The following is a 25,593-nucleotide window of genomic DNA, read 5'->3' as shown; positions in this document are numbered from 1 at the left end:
TGCGCTTACGCTGTCGACTTCTTCCACGCCGCGGCCAGAAGTCCCGCGCCGATCAGCAGCGTGCCTCCTGTGCAGTTGACCCCGCGCTGCACGCGCGGACTGCGGATCGCGCGCCGCGCGGCTGAAGCAAGCACGGCATATCCCAACGCATTCAAGGTCCCGAGCGCGACGAAGGTGGCTTCGAAAATCGCAATCTGCGACCACGTGGCGACTTGCGTATCGATGAACTGCGGCACGAATGCCACGAAGAACACGATGCTTTTCGGATTGAGTGCCGTCACCGCATAGGCGTGCGCGAAGATCCGGCTCGGGCGGGTCTCGCCTGTGGAGGGCGCGTCGGCCGTCGACACGGGAGCACGCCACAGCTTGATGCCGAGATAGATCAGATACGCTGCGCCGAGCCACTTGAGGGCAGTGAACAGCGTCGCGGACGCGGCGAGGATCACGCCAAGCCCGAGCATCGACGCCGTCATCGACGTGAGGTCGCCGAGCGCGACGCCCGCGGTCGTCACCATGGCAAATCGACGGCCGTGGCCGAGCGCATAAGAAATTACAAGCAGCACGGTAGGTCCGGGAATCGCGACGAGGATCGCGGAGGCGATGGCAAAGGGAAGCCAGTGTGCAAGTGTCATAAAAGTCTCCTGGGACCGGGCCGGCGCTTCGCTCCCGTTCGTGTTTTTGGACCGATCGATTTATCCACGAATGCGGCGTTCATGCAAGCGCCCGTTTGAGCTTGTTCAGGAACACAGAGCGCATCGCCCTCAGGCATCTTTTTTATTCTGCGTTCGCTTCAGTTCGCGACGGTTTTTCATGAGTCGCGCGAATGACTTTGTGTGCAACGCATCAATCGCTTAGCCATTCATCGCAAACCGTTTAAAAGCCCTTTAAGCGTAAACGCTGATCCTGTCCGCAAAAGATTATCCACTGTGCCTTCGCGCCTCCAATCGCAATTCGCAATCCGTCTAATAACCGCGGTATTACGTCATTAGGGCAGCATCAATTCGCACTCCAACGCAGTGCGACATTTAGCCGCTGTTGCGAGCGCACACAAAATGTGCTTGCCGTTCAAAACGTTTCTTCTAGATTGACAGATGTGCTTGTTTTTCGGCAGTTAAACACATAGCTAACCTGAGACGTACCCCGCAAGGAGGTAACCATGAACAAGCGAGTCGCCATTCTTTTCGCGCTGACGGGTCTATTGGCAGCTGCAGGCGCGCAGGCGCAGGACGTCGTGATCAAGCCCCAGCAAACGGTGCAGTTCAAGGCGAATTCATATGGCTGCCTGTCGAAGGACAAACTCGACGCCGTCACGCAACACGCGCAGGCCGGCGAGCAACAGCAAATGCAGGAGTTCTTCTCCGGTTTTCAGTGCATTTCCACGCCGGAGCATTCGGATTTCCGCGTAGTCCGCGTGGTTGGACATGACGTCGAATTCGTCAATGCCGGCAATAGCGATACGCAAGGTCTTTGGACTAACGACCGATTCATCAAGCAATAAGCATTTAAGTCGGATTGCACCCGACAGAAAATGTCGGGTGAATACAAACATTCCAACGAAAGCTTTTCTTTCGCGTTTCGGCATGGCCAGGTTTTAACCTGGCCATCGTCGTTTTTCAGCTGACCTTTGGTCCGACGCTAGCGCGCGGATCGGTTGCGCGAAACCTGTCCATTGATTCCATCCGCTCATCACCCGCGCCCGGCGGCCTCATCAGGCTGTCATGCCGCGCCCGCATATTCGGTATCATCACGGTCCCACCTTGCAGCCAGACGCGAAAAGCGCGCGATGGCTCGATCGCGCGGACTCGGCACATATGTTGCTGCTTTCAAGGCAAGCGAAAGCAGGAAGGTTGATGCGACAGGGCTTTACGACCCGACGTCGCAGCGATCCGGCAAATGTGTTTCATCGGCGAGACGCGCGACCGAGGCGCCACCGCTGCAAGGCAGGGGACGATCATGGCAAGGTACGCCGACTCTCTATTCACTCTCCGGTCCGCATTCGCGGGACCAGGTTGTAGCATGGCTCTGAAATCGACAATCTATAAGGCTGATCTCCAGATCGCCGACATGGACCGGCACTACTACGCGGACCATTCGCTGACGATCGCGCTGCACCCGTCGGAAACGAACGAGCGGATGATGGTCCGCGTCGCCGCTTTCGCGCTGTTCGCGCAAGAGCGCCTGGAATTCTGCAAGGGCCTGTCGGACATCGACGAACCCGATCTGTGGGCCAAGGATCTGACAGGCGCGATCGACACGTGGATCGACGTCGGTCAGCCGGACGAACGCCGCATCGCAAAAGCGAGCGGGCGCGCAAATCAAGTGATCGTGATCGCGTACGGCGGCCGGACTTCGGACATCTGGTGGCAAGGCGTGCGCAGCAAGGTCGAACGCCTGCGCAACGTGACCGTCTGGACGCTCGGTGAAAACGTCGCGCCGGCGCTGGCCGCGTTGGCCGAACGGACGATGCGCCTGCAATGCACGGTTCAGGATCACGCGGCGTGGCTAGGCAGCGAAACCGCCGACGCCGTTCCCGTGGAATGGACGGTGCTCAAGGCTCCAGCGAACGCGCGTCCCGCGGCGCACGGTGGCCGCTGACCGGTGGTGATTGCACGCTCTGTGTACCAAAAAATAAGCCTGGCAATTATGGCTTACCAGCCGGTGGGCCTTTGAGTTCGACCATATTGCCCTCCGGATCGAACAGATACAGCGACGGTCCATAACCATCCGCACCGTAACGTTGCGCTTCTTCGCCGATGCGCACGTCATGCGCGGCGAACCATGTCTTCAGCGCGTCGGCGTCGAAGGGTTCGACGCGCAGGCAAACGTGATCCATGTTTCGCCCCGCGCCGGGCGCACCGCTTTCCGGCCGGTCGATCTTTCCGCCAACCTGCAACAGATCGATCAACGAGCGTCCCGCGCGCAACTGGATCAGTCCGATTTCGAGTTGTTCCCTGTCTACCGTGCAGCCGAGCACGTCCTGATAAAAGCGCGTCATCGCGTCGAGGTTAGCAGCGCGGATGACGACGTGATCGATATCGAGAATCTGGAATTTCATGGCGCGGCGTCCCGTCTCTGAGGTTCCGGTGAAGAGCCCAGTGTAGAAGGAATTGCGCGCGAAGATGGCGGCCGGTCAGCCGAGAGAACAAAACGATGAGGCAAAAAAAAGCCCGCTCGATTGGAGCGGGCTGAATCCATATCAGGAGGAGACATGGAGGAGACAAGAATCACTATACACGCCGACTTGATGCGACGCAATAACTTTTTAAGGGAAAACCCCAACTTTTTTAAGGGGCAGATTCTCCCGATATTTGGGAAAAATCTCCTCGCAGTGCGGCCCAAATGACACAGCAAGAAGCGGAGCGTACTGTGAGAACCTGCCCGCTAAAGTGGTAAGCATCAAAACCGTCCCCCGGGGCAAACGATGAACACAGCCATCTCCCAAGCAACGCCCGCCACGTTCGCCAACGACGACGAGCGCTGGACAGCCGTCCTGAAACGCGACATGTCCGCCGACGGCGCCTTCTTCTACGGCGTCCGGACGACGGGTGTGTTCTGCCGTCCGTCGTGCGCCTCACGCCTGCCGCGTCGCGAGAATGTCGATTTCTTCGCTTCAACCGACGAAGCGCGCGCCGCGGGCTATCGAGAATGCAAACGTTGCCAGCCTGGCGGCCTGCCGCGCGAACTAGAAATCGTGAACCGCGCCTGCGCCGCGCTCGACGCCGACCCGCAGCAACGCCTCACGCTCGCGCAACTGAGCGACGCAGTGCATGTCAGCCCGTTTCACCTGCAGCGGCTTTTCAAGCGTGTAGTCGGCGTGTCGCCGCGGCAATATCAGGCGGCCCAGCGCGGCGCGGCATTGCGCGACGCGCTGCAACGGGGCGCGGACGTGACCCGCGCCACCGTCGACGCAGGCTTCGGCTCGCCGTCCCGGATGTACGATACGGCGGCCGCAGAGCTGGGCATGGCGCCGTCCGAATATCGGCGCAAAGGCGCGGGGCTGCGGGTCCGCTACGCGAGCGCGCAGACTTCGCTCGGCCTCGTGCTGGTCGCGACGACCGACAAGGGCATCTGCAAGATCGCCTTCGGCGACGACGACGCGTTGCTCGTCGATGATCTGCGCAACGAATTCGCGAGCGCGGAACTGATCGACGATCCGAAACGGCTCACGCCTTTCATCGAGCAAATCGACGGTTATCTGCGCGGCAAGCGTCAGCGTTTCGATCTGCCGCTCGATATCGCCGCCACGGCGTTCCAGCAGCGCGTGTGGGAAGCGCTGCGCCGCATTCCGTACGGTGAGACGCGCAGCTATTCGCAAATCGCCGAAGCGGTCGGTTCGCCGCGCGCAGTGCGGGCCGTCGCCAATGCATGCGGATCGAACCCTGTCGCGCTCGCGATACCTTGCCACCGCGTTGTGCACAAGGACGGCGCGCTGGCGGGCTATCGCTGGGGTGTCGCGCGCAAGGCCGTGCTGCTCGATACCGAGACACACCGCGAATCCCGCGATGCCGCCGACGCCACTCATCCCACCGCCGACATGGACCACGCCGCTTGAGCCCCACGCCGACCGCCACACTCGAACTCCCGTTCAAAGCTCCCTATGACTGGCCGCGCGTCCTCCGCTTCTTCGGAGGACGCGCGACGCCGGGCGTCGAAGCCGTCGAAGACGGCGTATGGCGTCGCTCGATCGGCTGGAACGGCGACAGCGGCACGCTCGCCGTCCGCAAGCATGCCCGCAGGCATTGCATCGTCGCGACCATCGACGGCGCCGCGAGCCGTCACGCGGACGGGCTTGCCGCGCCGATCGCGCGCATGTTCGATCTGCACGCGGATCCGAAGGCGATCGGCGCGAGCCTCGCCGGCGATCCGTGGCTCGCACCTCTGGTCGCCGCAACGCCCGGCCTGCGCGTACCCGGCGCGTGGTCCGGGTTCGAGCTCGTCGTGAGGGCCATCGTTGGCCAGCAGGTCAGCGTGAAGGCCGCGACGACGATCATCGGACGGATCGTGCAGCGCGCCGGCGAGCGCATCGACGGCCATCCGCACGAGAGCACCGCGTGGCGTTTCCCGACGCCCGCCGCGCTCGCCGCCGTCGATCTTGCGCAGATTGGCATGCCCGGCAAGCGCATCGCCGCGTTGCAAAGCTTTGCGCGCGCCGTGGCGGACGGAGACGTGCCGATCGACAGCATCGGCAGCGCGTCCTTCGATCTTGCCCAGTTGCGCGCGTCGTTGCTCGCGCTGCCCGGAATCGGTCCATGGACGGTCGAATACGTCGCGATGCGCGCCTGGCGGGACGCCGACGCGTGGCCCGCGTGGGACCTCGTGCTGATGCAGGCGATCGCAGCGCGCGATCCGGCGCTCGTGCGTCCCAACCAGCAGCGCGCGCGCACCGACGCGTGGCGGCCGTGGCGGGCCTACGCGGCGATGCATCTGTGGAATGAAGTCGCCGATCGGGCAGGCGCCGCACGCGGCGGCTAGCGGCCTTCCGCACATATCGGCGAACGTCGTCGATCGACTTCGCGGCCCTGCGCGGCGTACAGTGAGAAGACGCGCAGCAGGCGCCCGAAGCCCGCCTGCAAACGGCGCGGGAGCGGCCTGAGGCAACGCCAAGCAGCCGTTCTGGCGAGATGTTAAAGTGCCCGCTACTGAAAATTCCGCCGAACATGGTCGACCGCGCCGAGCAGCACCGTGCGGCGCACGGCGGCCGACCCTGTTCGACCCGCATCAATGCCAAACACGACATCCTCCCGCACGACCGACGCGCTGCTGCACCGCCTGTCCGTGCTGACATCCGGCCCGCAGCGTGACGCGCTGACGACCGGCTTGCGCGGCATCGAAAAGGAGAGCCTGCGCGTCATATCCGACGGCCATCTCGCGATGACCCCGCATCCACGCGCGCTCGGCTCGGCGCTCACCCATCCTTCGCTGACCACGGACTATTCGGAAGCGCTGCTCGAACTGATCACGTCCGCCGAGCACGACGCGGCGACCACGCTCGAGTGTCTCGACACGCTGCATCGCTTTGTTTATTCGGCCATCGGCGACGAGGTGCTGTGGAACAACTCGATGCCCGGTGTTCTGCCCGAAGACGACGAAATTCCGATCGCGGACTATGGCACGTCGAACATCGGCAAGCTGAAGTACGTCTACCGCGTCGGACTCGCGCTGCGCTACGGACGCACGATGCAATGTATCGCGGGCATCCACTACAACTATTCGTTGAACGAAGAAGTGTGGCGGCTGCTGCATGCCGACCAGAAATCCACAGCCAATGCCGTCGATTTCCAGTCGGACCGCTATCTCGCGCTGATCCGTAATTTCCGCCGCACGAGCTGGCTGCTGATGTATCTGTTCGGCGCATCGCCAGCGCTCGACCGGCGCTTTCTGCGCGGCCGCGCGAATACGCTCGAAACGTTCGACGCCGACACGCTGTATCGCCCGTACGCAACGAGCCTGCGCATGAGCGATCTCGGTTATTCGAATACGACGGCGCAAGCCGCGCTGCACGCCGACTACGACACGCTGCCTGGCTACCTCGACGCGCTCGCGAAAGCCGTTAGCCAGCCGTATCCGCAGTACGAGGCAATCGGCACGCAGCGCGACGGCGAATGGGTGCAGATCAACACGAACGTGTTGCAGATCGAAAACGAGTTCTACTCGACGATCCGCCCGAAGCGCGTCACGTATCCGGGCGAGCGTCCGTTGCATGCGCTTGGGGCGCGCGGTGTCCAGTACGTCGAAGTGCGCTGCATGGATATCGATCCGTTCGAACCGACGGGTATTTCGCTCGAAGCCGCGCGTTTTCTCGACGCCTATCTGCTCGTGTGCGCACTCGACGACAGCGCGCCGCTGCCGCCGCCGGCCTATACGGAAGCAAATCAGAACTTCGGCCGCGTGACGATGGAAGGGCGCAAGCCCGGCCTCGAACTGGTGCGCGACGGACAACCCGTCAAGATGCTCGACTGGGCCAATGAATTGCTCGCGAAAATCGACCACGCAGCCGCTGCGCTCGATTCGATTCGCGGCGACGACAGCCACGCGCGCGCCGTCGCGACGCAACGCGCGAAGCTCGCGGACGCGTCGTTGACGCCGTCGGCCCGCGTGCTGCAGATCATGCGTGACAAGCAGCAGAGCTTCCTCGATTTCGGTCTTGCGCAGAGCGTCGCGCACGCGGAGCATTTCCGCGCGCGTCCGCTGGACGAAGCGCAAACGCAGGAGTTCGCTGCGCTCGCGACACGATCGCTCGCCGAACAGGCCAAGCTGGAGCGCGAGGAAGTCGGTTCATTCGACGCGTTCGTTGCCGCGTATCGCGCTTATACGTTGAACCGCTTCAGCGTTTAGTCTGGTACGCCGTCGCGTACGCGACTCGCATTTGATGAGGGCAGCTGCGTGCTGCCCTTTTTCATGGTGCGCAAGCCGGGGACGGAAATTGCTGCAACAGATCTCGCGGTGCCCGGACGTCGCTCTGACTTCATGCGCGCGGTATGAAACGTGTCGGCAACGTCGCGGTCCAACCCTGTATAACGCAACGCTTCGCCGCTCCGACGTGTGCGAGGGAGGAATCCGGGTTATGAACAAAGGTCTGATAGCCGCGCTTTGGGTCGCGGTTTGCGTGTCAGCCGCCGGCTGCTCGACGCGAGGGCAGGTCGATCCCGACGTGATGCAGATCGCGACCGCGCCGCTGACCTGCGACAGCAAGAGTCAATGCGACGCGTGGTGGCAGCGCGCGCGCACGTGGGTCACGACGCATTCCCGTTACGAGGTCGCCACCGCGACCGATACGCTGATCCAGACAGCGGGGCCGGACGGCGGCAAGCGCGATCTCTCATTCGAAATCACGAAGACACCGAACAACGACGGCACGTCGACGATCGGTTTTGCAGCGCATTGCGACAGCTCGCTCGGATGCAAGCCGAATCCGTGGGAAGCGGGTGCCGACTTCAAGCAGTTCGTGCGCGGCGGCGCCGCGAATGTGGCGACGCCAATCTCATCCGGACAATCGGGTGGATCGAGTGGTCAATCGGTCTCGTCGCCGACGGGCGAACCCGTTTCACAGTAGGACGAATCAAATCGAAGCAAATTTTTGATTAAGACTTCTCCGATTGGAGTAGAGACCCGCAGCCCCTATCGTCTCGTAACTCTAATTTCTTCTGCGAGAAGTCTCATGTTCTTTCGTATCTTGACGGCGATCGCTTGCGTCGTCGGCATCGCGGGATGCACCTCCTATTCCGGGCCCGCCCACAGCACCGATGTCGTGACTTTGGCCAACGGTACCCAGGCGTATCGCGTCCAATGTCTCGGTTTGCTTGAAAGCTCCAAGACTTGCATGGCCGAAGTAAAGCGCATCTGCGGCGACAAGCCGGCTATGCGAATTTCGTCGGTCGATCACATCACGTCGGATCTCAAGTCGGAAAACAATCCGAATGAAATCACGTTCCAGTGCGCGACGCCCGTTGTCGAGCAACCTGCCCAGCCGGCGCCTGTCGTCGTAGCGCCTGTCCCGGTTCCCGCTGTGGCGCCCGCTCCTGTCCGCCACGCACCGCAGCGCAAGATCACGTTGCAAGGCGACGCAACGTTCGCTGTCGGCAGCGCAACGCTGACGCCCGTTGCCACGGCGAAGCTCGATGATTTCGTCGCGGCCAACCAGGGTGTTGATATCGAACGTATGACGATCGCCGGCTATACCGATTCGACGGGTTCGGCCGAACTGAACAACCGTCTGTCGGCAGCACGTGCGCGTTCGGTACAAAGCTATCTGGCAACGGCTGGCCTGCGTGCTTCGAAGTGGGATGTGGAAGGCTACGGTAGCGCATCGCCCGTCGCGCCGAACACGACGGCTATCGGCCGCGCGAAAAACCGCCGCGTCGAGATCCAGGTCGACGGCAAGTAATCTCTCTTGTCGAAGCATCGGGAGCCGCAGCGCTCCCAATCCCGCGGCGGCGTCAATGTCCCATTGACGCCGCCGCGCCCTTTTTGGGCTTCGTCACCCACACGAGACACGCAAGCACCACGAAGCCCGCACACGAGATGCGGAAGAAATCGTTGGTCGCCATCATGTAGCCCTGTTGCGTGACGATCTCGTTCAGTTGCGCCGTCACCGCCTGCCCCTTGAAACCCAGCGTCGTCAGCAGATCGCTATAAGACGTCGTATTGGCCGAATAGGCGCTCACCGATTCCGACAACACCGCGTGGTGATAGATCGCGTCGTTTTCCCAATACGTCGTGCTGATCGCCGTGCCGATTGCGCCTGACAGCGTGCGCAGAAAGTTCGATAACCCCGATGCGCTTGCCAACCGTTCATCGGAAATGCTGGACAGCGTTATCGTCGTCATTGGCACGAAGAAGCAGGCCACGCCGATGCCCTGCACGAGACGCGGGAGAATCAACTGATTGAACGGTGCATCGAGCGTGAAGGTCGAGTTCCACAACGACACGATCGCGAACACCACGAACGCGAAGCTCGCGACGATCCGCAAATTGAGCCGGTGCATGTTGCGCCCGATCATCGGCGATAGCACGAGCGCGAGCAGTCCGACGGGCGCGGTCGCGAGCCCCGCTTTTCCCGCCGTGTAGCCCATGACCGTCTGCAGCCAGAGCGGAAAAATCACAACGGACCCGAAGAACGCCATAAAGCCGAACGAGATGATCAGCGCACCCAGTGCGAAGTTGCGGTCTTTGAAGAGCGACAGGTCGACGATGGGTTCTTTCTCCGTCATCTCCCACACGATCATGAACGCGAGCGACGTCACCGCAATGATCGCGAGCGCGACGATGAACGTCGAACTGAACCAGTCGCGGTCCTTGCCGAGGTCGAGCATCATCTGCAGGCACGACACGCCGATCACCAGCAGTCCAAGGCCGATGCCGTCGATGCGCTGTTTCGACGTCTGCGTTTCGCGTCCGCGCAGCAGAAAGTATGCGCACGCCGCTGAGAAGAGGCCGATCGGCAGATTGATGTAGAAGATCCACGGCCAGGTGTAGTTGTCGGTGATCCAGCCGCCCATCACGGGACCGAAAATCGGCGCGACGATCACGGTCATTGCCCATAGGCCGAGCGCGAGGCCGCGTTTCTCGAGCGGGTAGGAGCGCATCAGAATGGTCTGCGAAAGCGGCACCATAGGACCGGAAACCAGCCCCTGAAGCAGACGGAACGCAATCAGCGACTCGAAATTGTGCGCGAAGCCGCAAGCCGCGGACGCGATGGTAAAGAGCAGCACCGACAGCGTGAACAGCCGGACTTCGCCGACCCGCCGCGCGAGCCAGCCCGTCAACGGCACAGCGATCGCCGATGCCACGGAATACGACGAGATCACCCACGTGCCTTCGCTGGTCGCGACGCCGAGGCTGCCCGAGATGGTCGGCACGGCGACGTTCGCGATCGACGTGTCGAGCACTTCCATGAACGTACCGAGCGCAAGTCCGACGGTTAGCAGCGCGAGCCTTCCTCCCGTGAGCGGAGCAGGGGCGGCGGGGCGGGTGGACGCTGCGCCGCCGTGCTGCGGCAGGTCAGCCGTTGTTGAACCGGTGGAATCGGAAGCCGAAGGCAATGCGGCCATTTGGCGTGTTCTCCTTGTCACGTGAGAAAACTTGACGCGACATGAAAAAGCCCCAAGCTCGACGCCTGGCTTTCATGTCCCGACACTCTCTGCCCAGACAGATAAATCGATAAAACAAAACCGCGCCGAAGCGCGGCTGCCTAGCGATCGTCGGTAGAAACGGACGACCCGCTTTTTTCTTTGCCGGACGCACTGGCCGTCTCGCATCCGACAGCGCCGTTTCCGCCATTGATCCCGTTTGCAATGAAGCGACTCAATAGATCGATCAGCGTCGCGAGGTCCTCGCCCGAAAAACCGCGTAGCTGTTCATTGAGCACGTCCGCGCCAATCTCCGGCAACTGCGATGCCGCGTGCTGACCTTGCGGCGTCAGGCCAAGCTTCACGATGCGCCGGTCCTTGTCGCTACGCGACCGCGCGACCAGCCCTTTCTTTTCAAGGCGATCGAGCATCCGCGTCATCGATCCGCTGTCGTATGACATGGCTCGCGACAGTTCGAATGGCGTCGTCGCGCGGCCGCACGAAAGCAGCAGGATCACGCCGATCTGCTGGGTCGTCAGCCCGAGATGCGCAACCGCGCGATCCGTGCGCTCGACCAGCACGTTCCGCGCTTTGGTCAGGTAATAACCGAGGCTCGATTCGAGATGAATCGACTCCGGCTGGTAGGGACCGTCGGTCATGAATGCTCTTTTGGAAGCTGCCTGCTGGCGTGACAAACGCGAATGTCCCGGATTGTATCTGCCCAGGCAGTGAAGTCAATCGTGCGCACTAACCGCGTCAAGACACAGCCGAAAAACAACGAAAGACCATGTTGCAATGCACAGTATCTTGAAAATTGATTGCATGGTCAATATTATTACAGGCAACGAGTTACGCGACCCGCGTCCATCGGAGACCATGTTCTGACCGCACTTGCGTGCGCCTTCTTTTACCGGCGCACAGAGGATTCCCGCGATGCTGTACCTGAAAAACACCCTCGGCGGCTTGAGCCGCTCACTGACCGATTCTGCGCTGCAAACATTTCAAGGAGCCAACCGCTGGTGGAAAGTGGCTCTGTACGCGGTGATCTTCGTCCTTCCTGGCGGATCGATCGGGGTGCTGCTTTTCGCGTGGTTCGAACACCGGCGCACCCGTAGCGCTAAAACGCGGGCCGCCAAGCCGGCTACGTTGCTCGCTTCCCCGCTCAAGGCCCGCTCGACGGCCAATCATCAGTCGATCGCTCCCGCAGCCACGGTTTGCCAGGCGCGCCCCGATGCGCCGCCGTGCCGTGCCGCCGCGGGCAAGCAGGCGCGGCAAACCACCGCCGATCCGCGCGTCTAAGCGTCTCGCGCATCGCTCCGGGATAAAGGCCGCCGTAGGGCGGCCTTTGCTTTTCCAGCCTGCAGCCTGCACTCACGCAAATAGCGCCGTAACAGCGCGTAACTGTCGCCTCACCGTCGGTAACACACACGGGGCGCGGGCGGCATTACTCTTTCGATTTCATTGCCGGGCAATGCGTGCGCTACCATTCGAGCCATCGCGAGCGCGCGCCGTCCATCGCGCGGGGAGCCGCTCCGCATTTCGCCTCGGCGCATGGCGCCTTCCGAATCGACAGGAATTCATTTGCATGCAGTTTGATCGAACTTCGCGCGCACGCGCCTCGGTCGCGAACGTCGCGGGGCAACGCGTCCTGCACATCGCCGTTTGCGCCGCGCTGGCGTTCGCGCTGGCCGGCTGCGCCGTCGGTCCTGATTACAAGCGGCCGTCGGTCGACATTCCGGCCTCGTACAAGGAAGCCGCCGACGGCTGGAAAGTCGCGCAGCCCGCCGACCAGCAAGACCGCGGCGCGTGGTGGGTCATCTACAACGATCCGCAGCTGAGCGCGCTCGAAGACAAGCTCAACGCGTCGAACCAGACCGTCGCGCAGTTCGCCGCCGCCTACCGGCAGGCGCGCGCGCTGGTTGGCGAGGCCCGCGCGGCGTACTTCCCGGTGATCAGCGCAGGGGCGAGCGCGTCGCGCTCGCGCACGCCGAGCCGCAGCTTCAGTGGCTCGGTAACGGGCGGAGGCGGCGGCACTACGTCGTCGCTCAGCAGTTCGGGCACGATCAGCAACAGCTACAGCCTGTCGCTCGACGCCACCTGGGAACCTGACCTCTGGGGCAAGGTGAGCCGCACCGTCGCGAGCCAGCAGGCGGGCCAGCAGGCCGCCGCCGCCGATCTGGCGAACGCGCGCCTGTCCGCGCAGGCAACGCTCGCGCAAACCTACTTCAACATCCGTTCGCTCGACGCGCAGCAAAAGCTGCTCGACGATACCGTCGCCGCCTATCAGCGCTCGCTGACGCTCACGCAGAACCGCTACGCGCAGGGCGTCGCCGCCCGCTCGGATGTGATTCAGGCGCAAACGCAGCTGCAATCGGCGCAGGCTGCCGCCATCGACAACGGCGTTGCGCGCGCGCAAAACGAGCACGCGATCGCCGTGCTGGTCGGCGAACCGGCTTCCGCGTTCTCGCTGCCGCCCGCGCCGCTCGATGCCGTGCCGCCCGCCACGCCCGCGCAACTGCCGTCGGCGCTGCTCGAACGCCGCCCGGATATCGCATCGGCCGAGCGCAAGGCAGCGGCGGCGAACGAGCAGATCGGCGTCGCGATTTCGGCGTTCTTCCCAACGCTGACGCTGTCGGCCAGCGGCGGCTTCGAAAGTTCGGTGTTCTCGCAGCTGCTGCAAATGCCGTCGCGCTTCTGGACGCTTGGGCCCTCGCTCGCCCAGACCATCTTCGACGCGGGTCTCCGCAAGGCGCAGACGGACGCCGCGCGCGCCGCCTACGACCAGGACGTCGCCACCTACAGGCTGGCGGTGCTGACAGCGTTCCAGGACGTCGAGGACAACCTTGCCTCGCTGCGCATCCTCGAGCAGGAAGTCACGGTGCAAGAGCAGGCCGTCCAGTCCGCGCAGCAGGCGCTCGAGATTGTCACGAACCAGTACAAATCGGGCACCGTCGACTATCTGAACGTGCTGACGGCGCAGACCACCGCGTTCACCGCCGAGCAGAAGCTGGCGAGCATCGCGGGGCAGCGGATGGTGTCGTCGGTCGGTCTCGTCAAGGCGCTCGGCGGCGGCTGGGAAGTCGATCAGATGAATCGCGAAACGGGCGATGTCGCAGCGCCTGCGCCCGCGTCCGCGCCTGCCGCGCCCGTCGCAAAAACGTCCACCTCAGCGGGCTAAACGGCGAACGCACCAACGCAAACGGCCGCCATGCGCAAACATGGCGGCCGTTGTGTTTTCTGCGGGCAGGAAGCGAAAAGGTCAGTGGACGAACGTCAGCGCGACCTGTCCGGGTCCAGTCGGGCGTCCGAGCAGATTCAGAAGACCGGCGAGATTGTCGACGGAGTCGGGTGTCGTGCTCGCCGTGCCCATGAACGACGTCGAGGCCTCGCTGAGCGTGCCGTGACCGTTCAGCAGCAGCGGCCCTTTCGTCGTCGACAGATCGAGCGTGCCCGATCCACCCTGCGCCTGAAACACCACGCGATACGACCCGAGCGGCTTCACGCGCGACACGCGCGAGCTCATGTCGTTCAGCGTCACGATCAACTGACCGAATGCCTGGCGATTGAAGCTGCGCCAGTCGGTCCACGTCAGCCGCACGTCGCCTTGCAGATCGAGCGTGTTGAACGGCGCACCGAGGCCCGCGAGCAACGCCGCAGGCACGGCGATGGTGCCGCCCGACAGCGTCGCGCTGCGCAGCGTTGCATCGACCGTGACGGGGTCGGGCATCGCCTGGCTTTGCAGCATCTGCATCCGTACGCGACCCGTGAACAGCGGCCAGAACGACGTCCGCCATTCGATGCGCCCCGGCAGCAGCGTCGCGCTTTCTGCGCCCGGCCCGGCGGCAAGCATCAGCGACGCCGAGCCGTGCCACAGCGAACCCGATGGTTCGACGAGATTGACATGCCCTTGCGTGGCCTTCGCGAACTGCGGCGTGACCCAGGCGGCGGGCGCCATCACGAGCAACACCACGACGTTCGCGATCAGCGCGACGGCGATCCAGGGCAGCGCGGCGCGCAATCGCCGCATCCAGAAACTCATGCGGGACCCCGTGGCTGCGCCGTCATTTGATCGTTGCCGGTTGCAGCGATGCCGTCAGATCGACCTGGCCGTCCTGCTTCAACCCCGTGACATGCGCCTCGGACACCTGCACCTTGAACTGCTTGCGCGCGTCGTCGAGCCACTCGGTCCACGCGGGAAACGAAGCGTTCTTCAACTGGATCTGCACCGCGTTGCCGAGCACCTGTACCTGCGTCGGTGCGAGGCCGTGGTCGCTCAGCGACGCCGTCAGCGCATCTTTCAGCGCGCCGCCCGTCGGCGCCACACCCTGCGCCGCCGCCGACAGCGCGCGCGCCTCGTTCGCCTGCGCGGTCATCTGCGAAAGCTGGCGCTGCAGGCCCGGGATCGATTCGCGCAGCCGCGCGCGCCCTTCCTGCGCGGGCGCCCACAGCACCGACCAGATGATGACGACGGCCAGCACCGCGCCACCCCATGTCAAAAGCGCCTTTTCGCGCGGCGTGCGGGCATCCCAGAATCCGGCCCACGTGTTCAACAGTTCTGCTTTCATTGTCCGTTCCTGATCGTCCACTTGCCGGTGTTGCTGTCGATCGCGCCCGTCAGGCCATTGCGCGTCAGGCGTTGCTGGAAGTCGGGATCGACCTTGACCTCGGGTTTGAACGTCACGTCGACGCGCCGGTCGTGGTAGTCCAACGCGGCAAGGCCGTTGACGGGAATCGGCCCGAGCGAACGCGCGAGTCCATCCGACAAGGAAAGGAAATCGTCCGGCGACAGTTCACCCGCCGCGACGCGCAATTGCTGCAACTGACGCGCCATCTGATCAGGCGCGTCGAGCACGACCGTCGTCTTCGGAAAGGTGTTGAGCAGGAGCTCGGTCATCTGCGTGCTGATCGCATCGCGCTGGCGCGACAGCATCAGCCATTGCACATTCGCGCCGATGATCGCGACGAGCACCGTGCCCACCAGCAGCCACAGCGGCAAACGCAGGCGGCGCAGCGTCGCGCGATCGAGACGCCACGGCTGCACGGCAAACTCGAATTGCGCGAGATCGAAGCGGCACTGAATCGCGTTGCGCGCGAGCGTTTCGAACGACAGCGGTAGCGCGCCCGAGATCGGCGTGTGACGTCCCGATTGCGCCACCGACGCCAGGCGCGGCTCGCTACCAGGCAAATCGACGAGCGTGTACAACGTGACGGGCGCATGGCCCGCGAGCGCCGCCACCGTCGAGCCGACGGCCGATTCCGGCACGGCCAGCCCTTCGCCGAGCGGACCGCGCACGAGCGCAAGCTCGACGCGCGGCGGTGCGGCATCGACGGCACCTTCGCCGAGCACGGCGGCCGTCGACGGCACGACGTGGCCCAGCACCGCCGCAACGACGGGCGTGAGGCCCGCGACGACAGGCTCGACGTGCAACAGCGCAGAATCGGCGCCAGCGGCAACGGCTTCTTCCGCACGCGCTTCAGCCGCCATCGCAGCGGCGACGGGCTGCGGCAGACAACGCGTAACAGGCACCGCCTTCAGATTGCGATGACCCGCCGCCGCAAACGTCTCGACGATATAACGGAACCAGCCGCGATCGACGATCGCGAGCACATGGCGATTGCCGTCGAGCGGCTGCGGATCGAGCGCGATGTGCGTGGTCTGCGCGTCCTGGATCAGCTGATCTTCGACGACGTTCGGCAGCGCCTGACGCAAGCGCGGTCCTTTCAGCGGCGGCACGGCCGTAGCGAGCATCAGGCAGTCGCGCGCGGCGAGCATCAGCACGGTCGCGCTTGCGCGCGGCAGCAGGCCGGGGGCCGAGCGGCCGGCGCGCTGGGTGCGCCCCGATTTGTCGAGCAGCAGAAACGGCAGCTCCGGCAGTTGCCATTCCTGCGACGGCACCGCCGGATCACGCGGCGGCAGAAGAACGATCAGCGTGCTCAAAGGCCACTCTCTCGAGAAATTGCGTTGTTCATAGTTGGTCTCGTCCCCATACGATACGCGTCGTATGCGTCAGCGCGTCACGATAGACGAGGGTGGTGCGATCGACTTCGGCGCGCTCGTGCTCGACGCGTCCGTGGATCAGGAAGTAGCTGGTGTTCACGTCGAGCTGATTCGGATCGAACACGAGTTGCTGGACGCCCGCGCCGCGCAACGCGAGCTGCACATCGCCGACGTTGTGGAAGAACACCGTCTCGCGCCGCGCGACGAACGCCTGCGCATTCGACAGATTCATCCCCGGCACGACAGCCGCGACCACTTCGGCGGGCGCGGTGTTCATGTTGACGGGGGTGGTCGTCGGCAGCACGGTCACGAACGGGCGCAGCCGCGCGATCATCTCCGGCGTGAAGCCGGGCACGTCGAGCAGCGAGTCGACACCCGTCATCTGAAGCGGCGCGACGGGCGCGTTTTCATCGGCGTCTTCCAGACCGGGCTGATCGGTGTAATTGCCGCCGCCAGTCGCGCCGCCTTGCATCTGGGTGGGATCGAGAGTGGTGGGATTGGCCGCCGTCTGGAAGCGTGTCGCCGATTGCCGCAGTCCCGCACGCAATTGCAGCGCCGTGTTCTTTGCCAGTTGGCTGTTGATGCCGAGCAGCTGCAACAAACGCTGGAAAGACTGAACCTGCTGAATGTTCAGCGTCAGCGCGCCCGGCACTGCCGTCGAAACAAGGTTGCGCAGATTGAATTTGGCCTGCGCATCTTCGATCGAACCGGAGATATAGGTCGCCCCGCCTTCCTGTGCGCGCACCTCGCCGATCTGCCCGAGAAAATCGGACAGGCGCGTGCGCGCAATCGGCACGCCCCAGACGCCGCCAAGATAGGTGATTCCCGCCGACGTATCGCCTTCGGAACGAAGAATGAGGCGCGTCCAGTCGAGCGCGCCGCGCGACACCCACTGCGCCTGCGCCAGCAGCCGTTGATTCTCGATGCGTCGGATCTGCACCTGTTCCCGCCAGAGCATGCCGGAAACAAGAATCGCAGACAGCGCGACCACCAGCAGCGCGCTAATGATGGCAACGCCGCGTTGAGCCGCAGGTTTCGAACGGGCAGGGCGAAAGCGCTTGATCAAAACTCACTCCCCAACGAGAAAAACCCGGGTAACGGGCCGCGCGAGCGAACTCGCGCCGATGCTCACTTCGAGCCCCGTCACCGACCTTGGCAACGGCGCATTGCCGAGCTGAGGCACTTTCAGATTGTTGTCGTTCTCCGTAATCGCCGACTGCACGTCTTTCATCTGCGTCGTCCAGCCGACTTTCGGCACATACAGGCGCGCGGTAATCGCGCCGATACCACCGATCAACGGCACGGCGTTCCAGTTCTCGTTCTCCGAGCCGCCGAGCGCGCGGCGCACCTCGCCGATGTTCGCCAACGGCGGCGACGCATAGCGCAGAATCCGCCCTTCCGTGATCCGATACCGCACGACCACCAACCGTGGCGGCGCACCCGGCGCGCGCATGTACCGCACGATCTGCAGCGCATTGCCGTTCACCGCGACGGCCGGTTCGCCCGCTTCGTCGTCGGAGGCGGCGTTGCGCACGTCGATGCGCATCTGGTCGAAAAACTGCGCGAACACGCGCTCGTCTTCCATCGCGTTCGTGATCGTCTGCCGTCCGCGGATGATCTGGTCCAGTCCGCGCCACGACAGCACCGCGATCACGGCGAGTATCGCGATCGCCACCAGCAGCTCGATCAGCGTGAAGCCGCCCGCTGTCTTCCTGAGCAGCGGCGAGCGTCGAACGCGCGGCACGTCGTGCTCAGAGCGAGCGATTCGTTTCATTCGCGATCACCGTCACCATCTGCGCGAGGTTGCCCGAGTGACCGGGCGACGTCACCGAAACCTCGACGCGTCGAAACACCGGATTCGGCGTCGCGCTCACGTTTTCCGTGCAAATCAGTTGCAGGTTGCCCTGCGAGCAGTCGAAGCTCTGCGAGCCGACTTCGGGCCACGCGTGCGCCAGATGCAACTGGGCGAGCGCGTTGTCCGCGCTCCAGCCCGCCAGCAGCCGGCGATGCAGATCGGCCTCGCCCGTCGCGAGACTACCGACCGCGCGCAGCGAAGCGGCCAGCGCGACCGCGATGATCGCCAGCGCGACCAGCACTTCGATCATCGTGAAGCCTCCCGCCCGCTTGCGATTCTGGTTATCCACAGCGCCGCGCACGCGGCGAACACGAAGCGCGAACTGCATCAGCGCACCTCGTACCGGCCGTTGCCCGTGCCGATGATCGTCACGCGCCCCACGGCGGAAAAGAGCGTCACCTGCACGGGTGTATCGATGCTCTCGGTGCCGAACACGATGCGGTCCGAATGCGTGTCGGAGCCGGGATACTCGATCGTCACGCCCGTCACGCCGCCTTCCCACCGGCGCGGCCCGAGCAGATCGTCGCGCAACGGACGCCAGCCGTCGTTGGTGTGGACATCGAAACGAAAGCCGCCATCCAGCGGCAGCCAAGAAATAGGGCGGGCGCGCACCTGCGCTTCGTCGCCCGCCGATTCGAACAGCAGCGCAAGCCGCTGCGCTTCCTCGTTCAGATCCGTGCGCGGATTGCGCGTCAGCGTCAGCGATGCAAGCGACACCAGCAGGCCCGCGATCACCAGCACGACCAGCATTTCGAGCAGCGTGAAGCCGCGCTGGCGCTCGCGTGCCGCCGAGCGTATTGCATGCCGCTTCATGCAGCCGCGCGCGTCGTCGACGCGGGCGGCCTCACGAAGAGCGCGCGGCATGCAGTGGTGCAATCGCATGGTGCCGGTAACGATCGATGTCGATTCAATCAGCGTTGTGAGCTTATTGCCACGAGCCGACGTCGGCATCGTTGCCTTCGCCGCCCGCCTTGCCATCCGCACCGTAGCTGAACACGTCGATCTCGCCATGCACGCCCGGGTTCAGATACTGGTACGAGTTGCCCCACGGGTCGTTAGGCAGACGCTCGAGGTAGCCGCCGTCCTTCCAGTTGTTCGGCGCGGGGTCCGTCGACGGTTTTTCGATCAGCGCGCGCAGGCCTTGTTCCTGCGTCGGATAGCGGCCGTTGTCGAGGCGATAGAGCTTCAGTGACTGCATGATGGTGCCGATGTCCTGCTTGGCGGCCACGCGGCGCGCCTCGTCCGGACGGCTCATGATCTTCGGCACGATCAGCGCAGCCAGAATGCCGAGGATCGCGATCACGACCATGATTTCGATCAGCGTGAACCCGCGTTGACGGCGGGCGCGCTCGCCCGCGCGCATGACCGCGATCTCGTTGCGGCGACTGGTCCACATTTGCATAGCTTGCTACCTCGTTTGAATGAAGGGTCGATCGATCAGACGTCATGCAATGCATTGAGAATGCAGCACTCTGCACGTCCGGTCGGTCATTTTAATGTCATGCAGTTGAAGGGTTCCGAACTGCCGTCCGGCGTACCGCAAAATTCACAATAGTCCGTACAATCACACACATGAACGCACTCCAGATCCGCCTGATCTCGCTCGCTGTCTTCGCCGTGTTCTGCGCGACGCTCACTTACTGGGTCGTCACGCTCACGTCGCATTCCGGCGCGCCCGTGCCCGCTGCCGCCGTGCGCGCGCCCGTTTCGACGGATCAGGCCGCGACGCTGTTCGGCGGCCAGCTCACGCGCACCGCGAACCAGGACATCCATCTGTTCGGCATCCTCGCGTTGAGCCACGGCGCCGCCGCGATCATCAGCACGGGCGGCGAACCGCCGCATGCCGTATCGCTGGGCAGCACGTTCATGCAAGGCACCAGGCTCGCCGAAGTGCGCGCCCGCTCGATCATCATCGACCGCAACGGCTCCCACTCCGAAGTCTTCCTTCCCGCCAACCCGCCCGGCCCGACCATCTACGTGCGCTGATGCCATTCTCTGCCGGGTCGACGCAACCTGAAAGCTTCGGTCCGGCTTGCAAGTCTTTCGGACGCTAACGCGCCGTCACTGCACCAGGTTGTTCAACTCGATGATCGGCAGCATCACCGCGAGCACGATCACCAGCACCACGCCGCCCATCGCCAGGATCAGCAGCGGTTCCAGCAGACTCGTCAGGAACATCGTGCGCCGTTCGAGTTCGCGCGCTTCGCCTTCGGCCGCGCGATCGAGCATCGTCGTCACGTCGCCCGTTGCTTCGCCCGAGCGGATCAGGTGTACGAGCACGGGCGGAAACGTCTTCGTATTGCCGAGCGCTCGCGACAGCGACGTACCTTCGCGCACGCGCACGATTGCATCGTCGATGTTGTTGCGCATCGCCTTGTTGCTAAGCGTTTCGCTCGCGGCCTGCAGCGCGCGCAGAATCGGCACGCCCGCTGCCGTCAGAATGCCGAGCGTGCTCGCGAAACGCACCGTGTTGTAGCCGCGCACGAGCTTGCCGAAGAGGGGCGCCGTCAAAACCCAGCGATCGAACGCGAGACGCGGTCCCGGTTGCGCGAGTATCGCGCGCACCACGTACACGACGATCACCAATGCGATCAGCACCGCCCACCACCAGTTACGCACGAAGCCGGAGAGCGCCATCATCATCACGGTGAGGATCGGCAACTGCTGCTTCGTGCTCGCGAACACATTGACGACCTGCGGCACGACATAGCTCAACAGGAACGTGACGATGCCGAACGCGATGATCGTCACGATGGTCGGATACGTGAACGCGAGCACGATCTTCTGCTTGAGCGCGTTGCGCTGCTCGATGTAATCAGCGAGGCGCGACAGCACGAGGCCGAGCTTGCCCGTGTGTTCGCCCGCTGCGACGAGTGCGCGGTAAATCTCGGGAAAATCTTTCGGATGCTGCGACAGCGCGTTGGCCAGCGAATGGCCGCCCAGCACTTCCGCGCGGATCGCGGCCATCAGTTCGCGGATGTAATCGCGCTCCGACTGCTCGGTGAGCACCGAGAGCGCTTCATCGAGCGGCAGACCGGCGATCAGCAGACTCGCGAGTTGCCGCGTGAGAATCGCCTGCTCGCGCTGGGAGAGCTTGCGCCCCAACGACAGCCGCTGGGTGCGTTCGCCGCGCGTGCGCGTCGCCGCTGGTTCGACGACGAGCGGCGTGAGACCTTGCGTGCGCAACTGCGTGCGCGCACCGCGCGCGCTGTCGGCATCGAGCACGCCTTTTTGCGCCTTGCCGGCGGCGTCGATCGCTTCGAAACGGAATGCGGGCATGCGCTTTAGACCCCGCCCGTCACGCGTATCACTTCTTCGAGCGACGTCAAGCCCGATGCGAGCCAGCGGTCGCCGTCCTCGCGCAACGTGCGCATGCCTTGCTTGCGGCCGGTGTCGAGAATCTCGGCGTCCGAGGCGTTGCGGTGAATCAGCGAGCGGATTGATTCGTCGACGTTCAGCAGTTCGTACACGCCGCGCCGTCCCGCATAGCCTGAATGTCCGCACTTGTCGCAGCCGACCGGGTGCCACAACTTGCGGCCGTCTTCTTCTTCGCGTTCTTCCTTGCACACGGGACACAGACGCCGCACGAGCCGCTGCGCCAGCACGCCAAGCAGCGACGACGCGAGCAGATACGGCTCGACGCCCATGTCGGTAAGACGCGTAACGGCGGACGCGGCGTCGTTGGTGTGCAGCGTCGCAAGCACGAGGTGGCCCGTCAGCGACGCCTGCACGGCGATCTGCGCCGTTTCGAGATCGCGGATTTCACCGATCATGATGATGTCCGGGTCCTGACGCAGAATGGAACGCAGCGCGCGGGCGAACGTCATGCCGATCCGCTCGTTGACCTGCGTCTGGCCGATGCCGGACAGATCGTATTCGATCGGGTCTTCGACGGTCATGATGTTCGTCGTCGCCGTTTCGAGCCGCGACATCGACGCATACAGCGTCGTTGTCTTGCCCGAGCCCGTCGGGCCCGTGACGAGCACGATGCCGTGCGGACGCGAAATCAGTTTGTCGAAATGCACGAGCGTGTCGGGCGCCATACCGAGCGCTTCGAGATTCAGGCGCTGCGCGTCTTTTTCCAGCAGACGCAGCACGGCGCGTTCGCCGTGGCCCGTCGGCAAAGTCGATACGCGCACATCAACCGGCCTTCCGCCGACGCGCAACGTAATACGGCCATCCTGCGGCAGACGCTTCTCGGCGATATCGAGTTGCGCCATGATCTTGATCCGCGAAATCAGCGCGCCGTGCAGTGCTTTCTTCGGACGCACCACGTCGCGCAGCGTGCCATCGACGCGAAAACGCACCACCGACGCATTCTCGAACGGCTCGATGTGAATATCCGATGCCTGTTCGCGCGCGGCCTGTGTGAGCAACGCGTTGATCATGCGGATGATCGGCGCGTCGTCTTCGGATTCCAGCAGGTCTTCCACTTCGGGAATGTCCTGCATCAGACGCGACAGATCGACTTCGCCTTCCACTTCGCCGACCACCTGCGCGGCGCTGCCGTCCTGGCGCGAATAGGCCTGATTGATCGCCTGCGACAGTTCATCCGCTTCGAGCCGCACAACCGACACCGCGCCGAAATTGCGCGCGACTTCCGCGAGCGCGGACTGGGTCGTGCGTTCGCTGATCCAGACTTCCATTGAATCGGCGTGCTGATGCGCGACGAGAATCTGGCCGCTTTTCGCGAAGCCATACGGCACGAGTCGCGCGGCAAGCGCAGAGGGCGGCTCGCGATGCGCTCCGCCCGTGGCCGCTGTGTCGAGCGGCGCGCTGCCGGGCGCGTGCGGCGTGCTCACGGCTGCACCTTCTGTGTACTCGTGGCCGGTTGCGCGGGGACCGTTTGTGCGGGCGGCTGCATCTGCATCTGCGGCTGAGGCTGCTGCTGCTGCGGAACGTACGCGGGTGCCGGGACGGGCACCCCAAGCGCCTGCTGACGCCGCATAGCGTCGAGATCGAACAGGTTCAGCGTCGATCCACCCTGGCTCGGGCCAACCGGCATCGGCGGCACGACGGGATCGTCCTTGTCCTTGATCAGGTTGTTATCGGACTTGTATGCGCCCGACACGCCCTGGATGTAGTCGTATCGGTTCGCCGTCACCGCTTGCGCCGTGTCGCGGTCGTTGATGATCACCGGACGCAGGAATACCAACAGATTGGTCTTCGCGCGAATCTTGTTTTCCGAGCGGAACAACTGGCCGATCCACGGGATGTCGCCGAGCAGCGGCACCTTGCTGTTACTGACCTGGTAATTGTCCTGCATCAGGCCGCCCAGCACGATGATCTCGCCGTTGTCGGCAAGCACCGTCGACTGGATCGAGCGCTTCGTGAACTCGGGGCCGGCCGGATTGGTCGCCACATTGGTCGTGCCCGCCACGATCGCCGAATCTTCCGTATACAGCTGCAGTTTCAGGATGCCGCCCTCGGTAATCTGGGGCTTGATATGCAGCGTCAGACCTACGTCGATGCGATCGAAGGTGTTGAACGCCGTGGTCGCCGTGCTGCTCGTGAGGTTCGAATACGAGCCTGTCTGGATCGGCACGTTCGTACCGACGACGATCTTCGCTTCCTGGTTGTCGAGCGTGATGAGGTTAGGCGTGGACAGCACGTTGGCGTCGGCCGTCTGCGACAGCGCCTGCAGCAACGCGCCGAGCCCCTGCACACCGAAGAGGTTGTGCAGCCAGCCTACATTCAAGCCCTGCTGGATATTCTGCGTCGCCAGCGCGGTAGCCAGGCCACCCGTGGCGGCGTTGGCTGCCGCTGCCGCCGTCAGGTTGACGATGCTATTGCCGCCACCCGTGGCGAGATTAGTGCCCGCAAACAGGTTGCCGCTGCCGATCTGCCACTGGATACCCAGGTTCGCGTTCGTGTTCGAGTTCAGCTCGACGATCAGCGCTTCGATGTAGACCTGCGGGCGGCGCACGTCGAGCTGGTCGATCACGGTGCGCAGGTTGCGGTAGACGGGGTCGGACGCGGTGATGATCAGCGAGTTCGTCGACGCGTCGGCCTGGATCATGCCGCCAGGCTGATTGTCATCGCCGCCGCTACCTTCCTTCTCGCCGAGAAAGTCCGAGTTGTTGCTGCCCTGACCGCCATAACCACCACCGCCAGCGCCGCCGCCGGCGCCCAGCGGATTGCCGCCCAGCGACGACCCCGACGACCCGCCCATCGATCCCGACGGCAGTGGCGGCGTGCCCGCGCCACCCGTCGACGTAGGCGAATTGTTCTGGTTGAACGAGTTCGCGTTATTGCCGCCGCCCGACGACGACTCGTTGCCACCGCCGCCGCCCTTGCCGAGCATGCCGCGCAGCGTCTTCGCAAGACGCACGGCGTCGGCATTGCGCAACGACACGACGTGCATGTTGCCGGGCTGCCCGGTTGCAGCATCCAGTTGCTTGGCGAGCGACTTCGCCGCCGCGAGACGTCCCGCGTTCGACGCGCGCAGCAGCAGCGAATTGGTACGCGGGTCGGCCTGCACGGACACCTTCAGCGTCGCATCGGTGTTACCGATCGCGCCGGGGTCGAGCATCTTCCCCATTTGCGTCGCGACGTCGATCGCATTCGCGTTCTTCAGCGGCACGACCAGCACCTGCTGGCCTGCCGCCGTGTCGACGCCCTGGATGATCTGCGCGATGCGGCGCACGTTATCCGCGTAGTCGGTAACAACGATGGTGTTGTTCGACGGATAGGCCGCGACCGTGTTGTTCGGCGAGATCAGCGGACGCAACACGGGCAACAGGTTATTCGCTGATTCGTTCCTCAGCTGGAATACCTGTGTGACCACCTGATCGCCGCGCGCCGCGGGTGCATTGCCGATATAGGTCGGCACGCCTTGCAGCTTCGCATCGGCTTCGGGCACGACCTTCAGCACGCCATGGTCCTGCACCAGCGAAAAGCCCTGCATTCTCAACGCGGACTGCAAGGTCTTCAGCGCCTGGTCTTCCGGAACAGGATTCTCGGAAACAAGGTTCAATTGCCCTTTCACGCGCGGATCGACGATGATCGTCTTACCCGTCGCCGCGCCGATCGCCCTCGCCACCTGATCGATGTCGGCGTTGACGAAGTTGAGCGTCACCTGAGCGTGGGCGATCTGCGCGGTGATCATGCCAGCGACCAGCAACGCTGTCGCGACGCGACGCAATGCCATACGATTTCTTCTCATGGATATG

General features: G+C 63.9%; 25 protein-coding genes. 10 read left to right on the top strand and 15 right to left on the bottom strand.

The window, feature by feature from the left end:
* Positions 1-5 precede the first annotated feature (5 nt).
* Positions 6-632, bottom strand: a complete 627-nt coding sequence (locus C2L65_RS16085) for a LysE family translocator (protein ID WP_042305054.1) — start codon at positions 630-632, stop codon at positions 6-8.
* Positions 633-1,156: 524 nt separating this feature from the next.
* On the opposite strand from C2L65_RS16085, the gene sap1 reads away from it, so the two are divergent.
* Positions 1,157-1,498 carry a surface attachment protein Sap1 gene (sap1, locus tag C2L65_RS16080; protein ID WP_042305055.1) on the top strand — a complete coding sequence of 114 codons (342 nt, stop codon included), beginning with the start codon at positions 1,157-1,159 and terminating at the stop codon, positions 1,496-1,498.
* A 518-nt stretch (positions 1,499-2,016) separates the two neighbouring features.
* Complete coding sequence (locus C2L65_RS16075) at positions 2,017-2,595, top strand: YaeQ family protein (protein WP_042305056.1); 579 nt, start codon at positions 2,017-2,019, stop codon at positions 2,593-2,595.
* A gap of 46 nt (positions 2,596-2,641) precedes the next feature.
* On the opposite strand, the gene C2L65_RS16070 is transcribed toward C2L65_RS16075, so the two are convergent.
* Complete coding sequence (locus tag C2L65_RS16070) at positions 2,642-3,055, bottom strand: VOC family protein (RefSeq protein ID WP_042305057.1); 414 nt, start codon at positions 3,053-3,055, stop codon at positions 2,642-2,644.
* A gap of 366 nt (positions 3,056-3,421) precedes the next feature.
* Here C2L65_RS16070 and ada point away from each other — a divergent pair, with 366 nt between their 5' ends.
* From ada to C2L65_RS16045, 5 genes are all read left to right on the top strand, one after another.
* Complete coding sequence (gene ada, locus C2L65_RS16065; protein WP_042305058.1) at positions 3,422-4,552, top strand: bifunctional DNA-binding transcriptional regulator/O6-methylguanine-DNA methyltransferase Ada; 1,131 nt, start codon at positions 3,422-3,424, stop codon at positions 4,550-4,552.
* The gene (locus C2L65_RS16060; protein ID WP_042305059.1) at positions 4,549-5,472 is read left to right on the top strand and encodes a DNA-3-methyladenine glycosylase family protein; all 924 of its coding nucleotides are present in this window, start codon (positions 4,549-4,551) and stop codon (positions 5,470-5,472) included. The genes ada and C2L65_RS16060 overlap by 4 nt, the downstream gene beginning before the upstream one ends.
* 249 nt (positions 5,473-5,721) lie before the next feature.
* Positions 5,722-7,335: a glutamate--cysteine ligase gene (gene gshA / locus C2L65_RS16055; RefSeq protein ID WP_042305060.1), complete on the top strand. Its 1,614-nt coding sequence runs from the start codon at positions 5,722-5,724 to the stop codon at positions 7,333-7,335.
* A 229-nt stretch (positions 7,336-7,564) separates the two neighbouring features.
* Positions 7,565-8,053 carry a hypothetical protein gene (locus C2L65_RS16050; RefSeq protein WP_042305061.1) on the top strand — a complete coding sequence of 163 codons (489 nt, stop codon included), beginning with the start codon at positions 7,565-7,567 and terminating at the stop codon, positions 8,051-8,053.
* Positions 8,054-8,320: 267 nt separating this feature from the next.
* Positions 8,321-8,884: an OmpA family protein gene (locus tag C2L65_RS16045; protein WP_233446465.1), complete on the top strand. Its 564-nt coding sequence runs from the start codon at positions 8,321-8,323 to the stop codon at positions 8,882-8,884.
* Positions 8,885-8,936: 52 nt separating this feature from the next.
* On the opposite strand, the gene C2L65_RS16040 is transcribed toward C2L65_RS16045, so the two are convergent.
* Both C2L65_RS16040 and C2L65_RS16035 read right to left on the bottom strand, forming a co-directional pair.
* On the bottom strand, positions 8,937-10,550 hold the full coding sequence (locus C2L65_RS16040) for a DHA2 family efflux MFS transporter permease subunit (protein WP_042305063.1): 1,614 nt from the start codon (positions 10,548-10,550) through the stop codon (positions 8,937-8,939).
* A 140-nt stretch (positions 10,551-10,690) separates the two neighbouring features.
* Entirely contained in the window at positions 10,691-11,227 is a 537-nt protein-coding gene (locus C2L65_RS16035; RefSeq protein ID WP_042305064.1) for a MarR family winged helix-turn-helix transcriptional regulator, read from the bottom strand.
* A gap of 274 nt (positions 11,228-11,501) precedes the next feature.
* Here C2L65_RS16035 and C2L65_RS16030 point away from each other — a divergent pair, with 274 nt between their 5' ends.
* Together C2L65_RS16030 and C2L65_RS16025 are read left to right on the top strand one after the other, a co-directional pair.
* The gene (locus C2L65_RS16030; RefSeq protein ID WP_042305065.1) at positions 11,502-11,867 is read left to right on the top strand and encodes a hypothetical protein; all 366 of its coding nucleotides are present in this window, start codon (positions 11,502-11,504) and stop codon (positions 11,865-11,867) included.
* Positions 11,868-12,153: 286 nt separating this feature from the next.
* A complete protein-coding gene (locus C2L65_RS16025) occupies positions 12,154-13,746 on the top strand; it encodes an efflux transporter outer membrane subunit (protein ID WP_042305163.1) in 1,593 nt (530 codons plus the stop codon).
* 81 nt (positions 13,747-13,827) lie between these two features.
* Here C2L65_RS16025 and C2L65_RS16020 read toward each other — a convergent pair whose 3' ends face one another.
* From C2L65_RS16020 to gspG, 8 genes are all read right to left on the bottom strand, one after another.
* Positions 13,828-14,607 carry a type II secretion system protein N gene (locus tag C2L65_RS16020; protein ID WP_042305066.1) on the bottom strand — a complete coding sequence of 260 codons (780 nt, stop codon included), beginning with the start codon at positions 14,605-14,607 and terminating at the stop codon, positions 13,828-13,830.
* A 22-nt stretch (positions 14,608-14,629) separates the two neighbouring features.
* Entirely contained in the window at positions 14,630-15,133 is a 504-nt protein-coding gene (locus C2L65_RS16015; RefSeq protein WP_042305067.1) for a type II secretion system protein M, read from the bottom strand.
* Positions 15,130-16,506 (bottom strand): type II secretion system protein GspL, encoded by a 1,377-nt coding sequence (gene gspL / locus C2L65_RS16010; protein ID WP_042305068.1) that lies wholly within the window; start codon positions 16,504-16,506, stop codon positions 15,130-15,132. The genes C2L65_RS16015 and gspL overlap by 4 nt, the downstream gene beginning before the upstream one ends.
* A 28-nt stretch (positions 16,507-16,534) precedes the next feature.
* Positions 16,535-17,632, bottom strand: coding sequence for a type II secretion system minor pseudopilin GspK (gene gspK / locus C2L65_RS16005; RefSeq protein ID WP_042305069.1), 1,098 nt, complete (start codon positions 17,630-17,632; stop codon positions 16,535-16,537).
* Positions 17,633-17,635: 3 nt separating this feature from the next.
* On the bottom strand, positions 17,636-18,340 hold the full coding sequence (locus C2L65_RS16000) for a PulJ/GspJ family protein (RefSeq protein ID WP_042305070.1): 705 nt from the start codon (positions 18,338-18,340) through the stop codon (positions 17,636-17,638).
* Positions 18,318-18,749, bottom strand: a complete 432-nt coding sequence (gene gspI, locus C2L65_RS15995; RefSeq protein WP_174485027.1) for a type II secretion system minor pseudopilin GspI — start codon at positions 18,747-18,749, stop codon at positions 18,318-18,320. Before gspI ends, C2L65_RS16000 begins: the two co-directional genes overlap by 23 nt.
* A complete protein-coding gene (locus C2L65_RS15990) occupies positions 18,749-19,234 on the bottom strand; it encodes a GspH/FimT family pseudopilin (RefSeq protein ID WP_233446516.1) in 486 nt (161 codons plus the stop codon). Before C2L65_RS15990 ends, gspI begins: the two co-directional genes overlap by 1 nt.
* Before the next feature lie 112 nt (positions 19,235-19,346).
* The gene (gene gspG, locus C2L65_RS15985) at positions 19,347-19,823 is read right to left on the bottom strand and encodes a type II secretion system major pseudopilin GspG (protein WP_042305072.1); all 477 of its coding nucleotides are present in this window, start codon (positions 19,821-19,823) and stop codon (positions 19,347-19,349) included.
* Between the two features lie 170 nt (positions 19,824-19,993).
* Between gspG and C2L65_RS15980 the strand changes: the two genes are divergently transcribed.
* Entirely contained in the window at positions 19,994-20,407 is a 414-nt protein-coding gene (locus tag C2L65_RS15980) for a general secretion pathway protein GspC (RefSeq protein ID WP_042305073.1), read from the top strand.
* Positions 20,408-20,482: 75 nt separating this feature from the next.
* On the opposite strand, the gene gspF is transcribed toward C2L65_RS15980, so the two are convergent.
* The 3 genes from gspF to gspD are packed head-to-tail and all read right to left on the bottom strand — an operon-like array spanning position 20,483 to position 25,571.
* A complete protein-coding gene (gene gspF, locus C2L65_RS15975; protein WP_007735158.1) occupies positions 20,483-21,700 on the bottom strand; it encodes a type II secretion system inner membrane protein GspF in 1,218 nt (405 codons plus the stop codon).
* Between the two features lie 5 nt (positions 21,701-21,705).
* Positions 21,706-23,223, bottom strand: a complete 1,518-nt coding sequence (gene gspE, locus C2L65_RS15970; RefSeq protein ID WP_042305074.1) for a type II secretion system ATPase GspE — start codon at positions 23,221-23,223, stop codon at positions 21,706-21,708.
* The gene (gene gspD, locus C2L65_RS15965; RefSeq protein WP_042305075.1) at positions 23,220-25,571 is read right to left on the bottom strand and encodes a type II secretion system secretin GspD; all 2,352 of its coding nucleotides are present in this window, start codon (positions 25,569-25,571) and stop codon (positions 23,220-23,222) included. Before gspD ends, gspE begins: the two co-directional genes overlap by 4 nt.
* Between the last annotated feature and the right edge of the window lie 22 nt (positions 25,572-25,593).

The sequence above is a fragment of the Paraburkholderia terrae genome (assembly GCF_002902925.1).
Taxonomy (GTDB): domain Bacteria; phylum Pseudomonadota; class Gammaproteobacteria; order Burkholderiales; family Burkholderiaceae; genus Paraburkholderia; species Paraburkholderia terrae.
This window is presented reverse-complemented; position numbering and strand designations above follow the sequence as displayed.

Excerpts from the sequence above, each read along its gene's own strand:
- C2L65_RS16085 (WP_042305054.1), bottom strand. The coding sequence starts at position 632 with ATGACACTTGCACACTGGCTTCCCTTTGCCATCGCCTCCGCGATCCTC.
- sap1 (WP_042305055.1), top strand. The coding sequence starts at position 1,157 with ATGAACAAGCGAGTCGCCATTCTTTTCGCGCTGACGGGTCTATTGGCA.
- C2L65_RS16075 (WP_042305056.1), top strand. The coding sequence starts at position 2,017 with ATGGCTCTGAAATCGACAATCTATAAGGCTGATCTCCAGATCGCCGAC.
- C2L65_RS16070 (WP_042305057.1), bottom strand. The coding sequence starts at position 3,055 with ATGAAATTCCAGATTCTCGATATCGATCACGTCGTCATCCGCGCTGCT.
- ada (WP_042305058.1), top strand. The coding sequence starts at position 3,422 with ATGAACACAGCCATCTCCCAAGCAACGCCCGCCACGTTCGCCAACGAC.
- gshA (WP_042305060.1), top strand. The coding sequence starts at position 5,722 with ATGCCAAACACGACATCCTCCCGCACGACCGACGCGCTGCTGCACCGC.
- C2L65_RS16050 (WP_042305061.1), top strand. The coding sequence starts at position 7,565 with ATGAACAAAGGTCTGATAGCCGCGCTTTGGGTCGCGGTTTGCGTGTCA.
- C2L65_RS16045 (WP_233446465.1), top strand. The coding sequence starts at position 8,321 with ATGGCCGAAGTAAAGCGCATCTGCGGCGACAAGCCGGCTATGCGAATT.
- C2L65_RS16040 (WP_042305063.1), bottom strand. The coding sequence starts at position 10,550 with ATGGCCGCATTGCCTTCGGCTTCCGATTCCACCGGTTCAACAACGGCT.
- C2L65_RS16035 (WP_042305064.1), bottom strand. The coding sequence starts at position 11,227 with ATGACCGACGGTCCCTACCAGCCGGAGTCGATTCATCTCGAATCGAGC.
- C2L65_RS16030 (WP_042305065.1), top strand. The coding sequence starts at position 11,502 with ATGCTGTACCTGAAAAACACCCTCGGCGGCTTGAGCCGCTCACTGACC.
- C2L65_RS16025 (WP_042305163.1), top strand. The coding sequence starts at position 12,154 with ATGCAGTTTGATCGAACTTCGCGCGCACGCGCCTCGGTCGCGAACGTC.
- C2L65_RS16020 (WP_042305066.1), bottom strand. The coding sequence starts at position 14,607 with ATGAGTTTCTGGATGCGGCGATTGCGCGCCGCGCTGCCCTGGATCGCC.
- C2L65_RS16015 (WP_042305067.1), bottom strand. The coding sequence starts at position 15,133 with ATGAAAGCAGAACTGTTGAACACGTGGGCCGGATTCTGGGATGCCCGC.
- C2L65_RS16000 (WP_042305070.1), bottom strand. The coding sequence starts at position 18,340 with ATGAAACGAATCGCTCGCTCTGAGCACGACGTGCCGCGCGTTCGACGC.
- gspI (WP_174485027.1), bottom strand. The coding sequence starts at position 18,749 with ATGCAGTTCGCGCTTCGTGTTCGCCGCGTGCGCGGCGCTGTGGATAAC.
- C2L65_RS15990 (WP_233446516.1), bottom strand. The coding sequence starts at position 19,234 with ATGAAGCGGCATGCAATACGCTCGGCGGCACGCGAGCGCCAGCGCGGC.
- gspG (WP_042305072.1), bottom strand. The coding sequence starts at position 19,823 with ATGCAAATGTGGACCAGTCGCCGCAACGAGATCGCGGTCATGCGCGCG.
- C2L65_RS15980 (WP_042305073.1), top strand. The coding sequence starts at position 19,994 with ATGAACGCACTCCAGATCCGCCTGATCTCGCTCGCTGTCTTCGCCGTG.
- gspF (WP_007735158.1), bottom strand. The coding sequence starts at position 21,700 with ATGCCCGCATTCCGTTTCGAAGCGATCGACGCCGCCGGCAAGGCGCAA.
- gspD (WP_042305075.1), bottom strand. The coding sequence starts at position 25,571 with ATGGCATTGCGTCGCGTCGCGACAGCGTTGCTGGTCGCTGGCATGATC.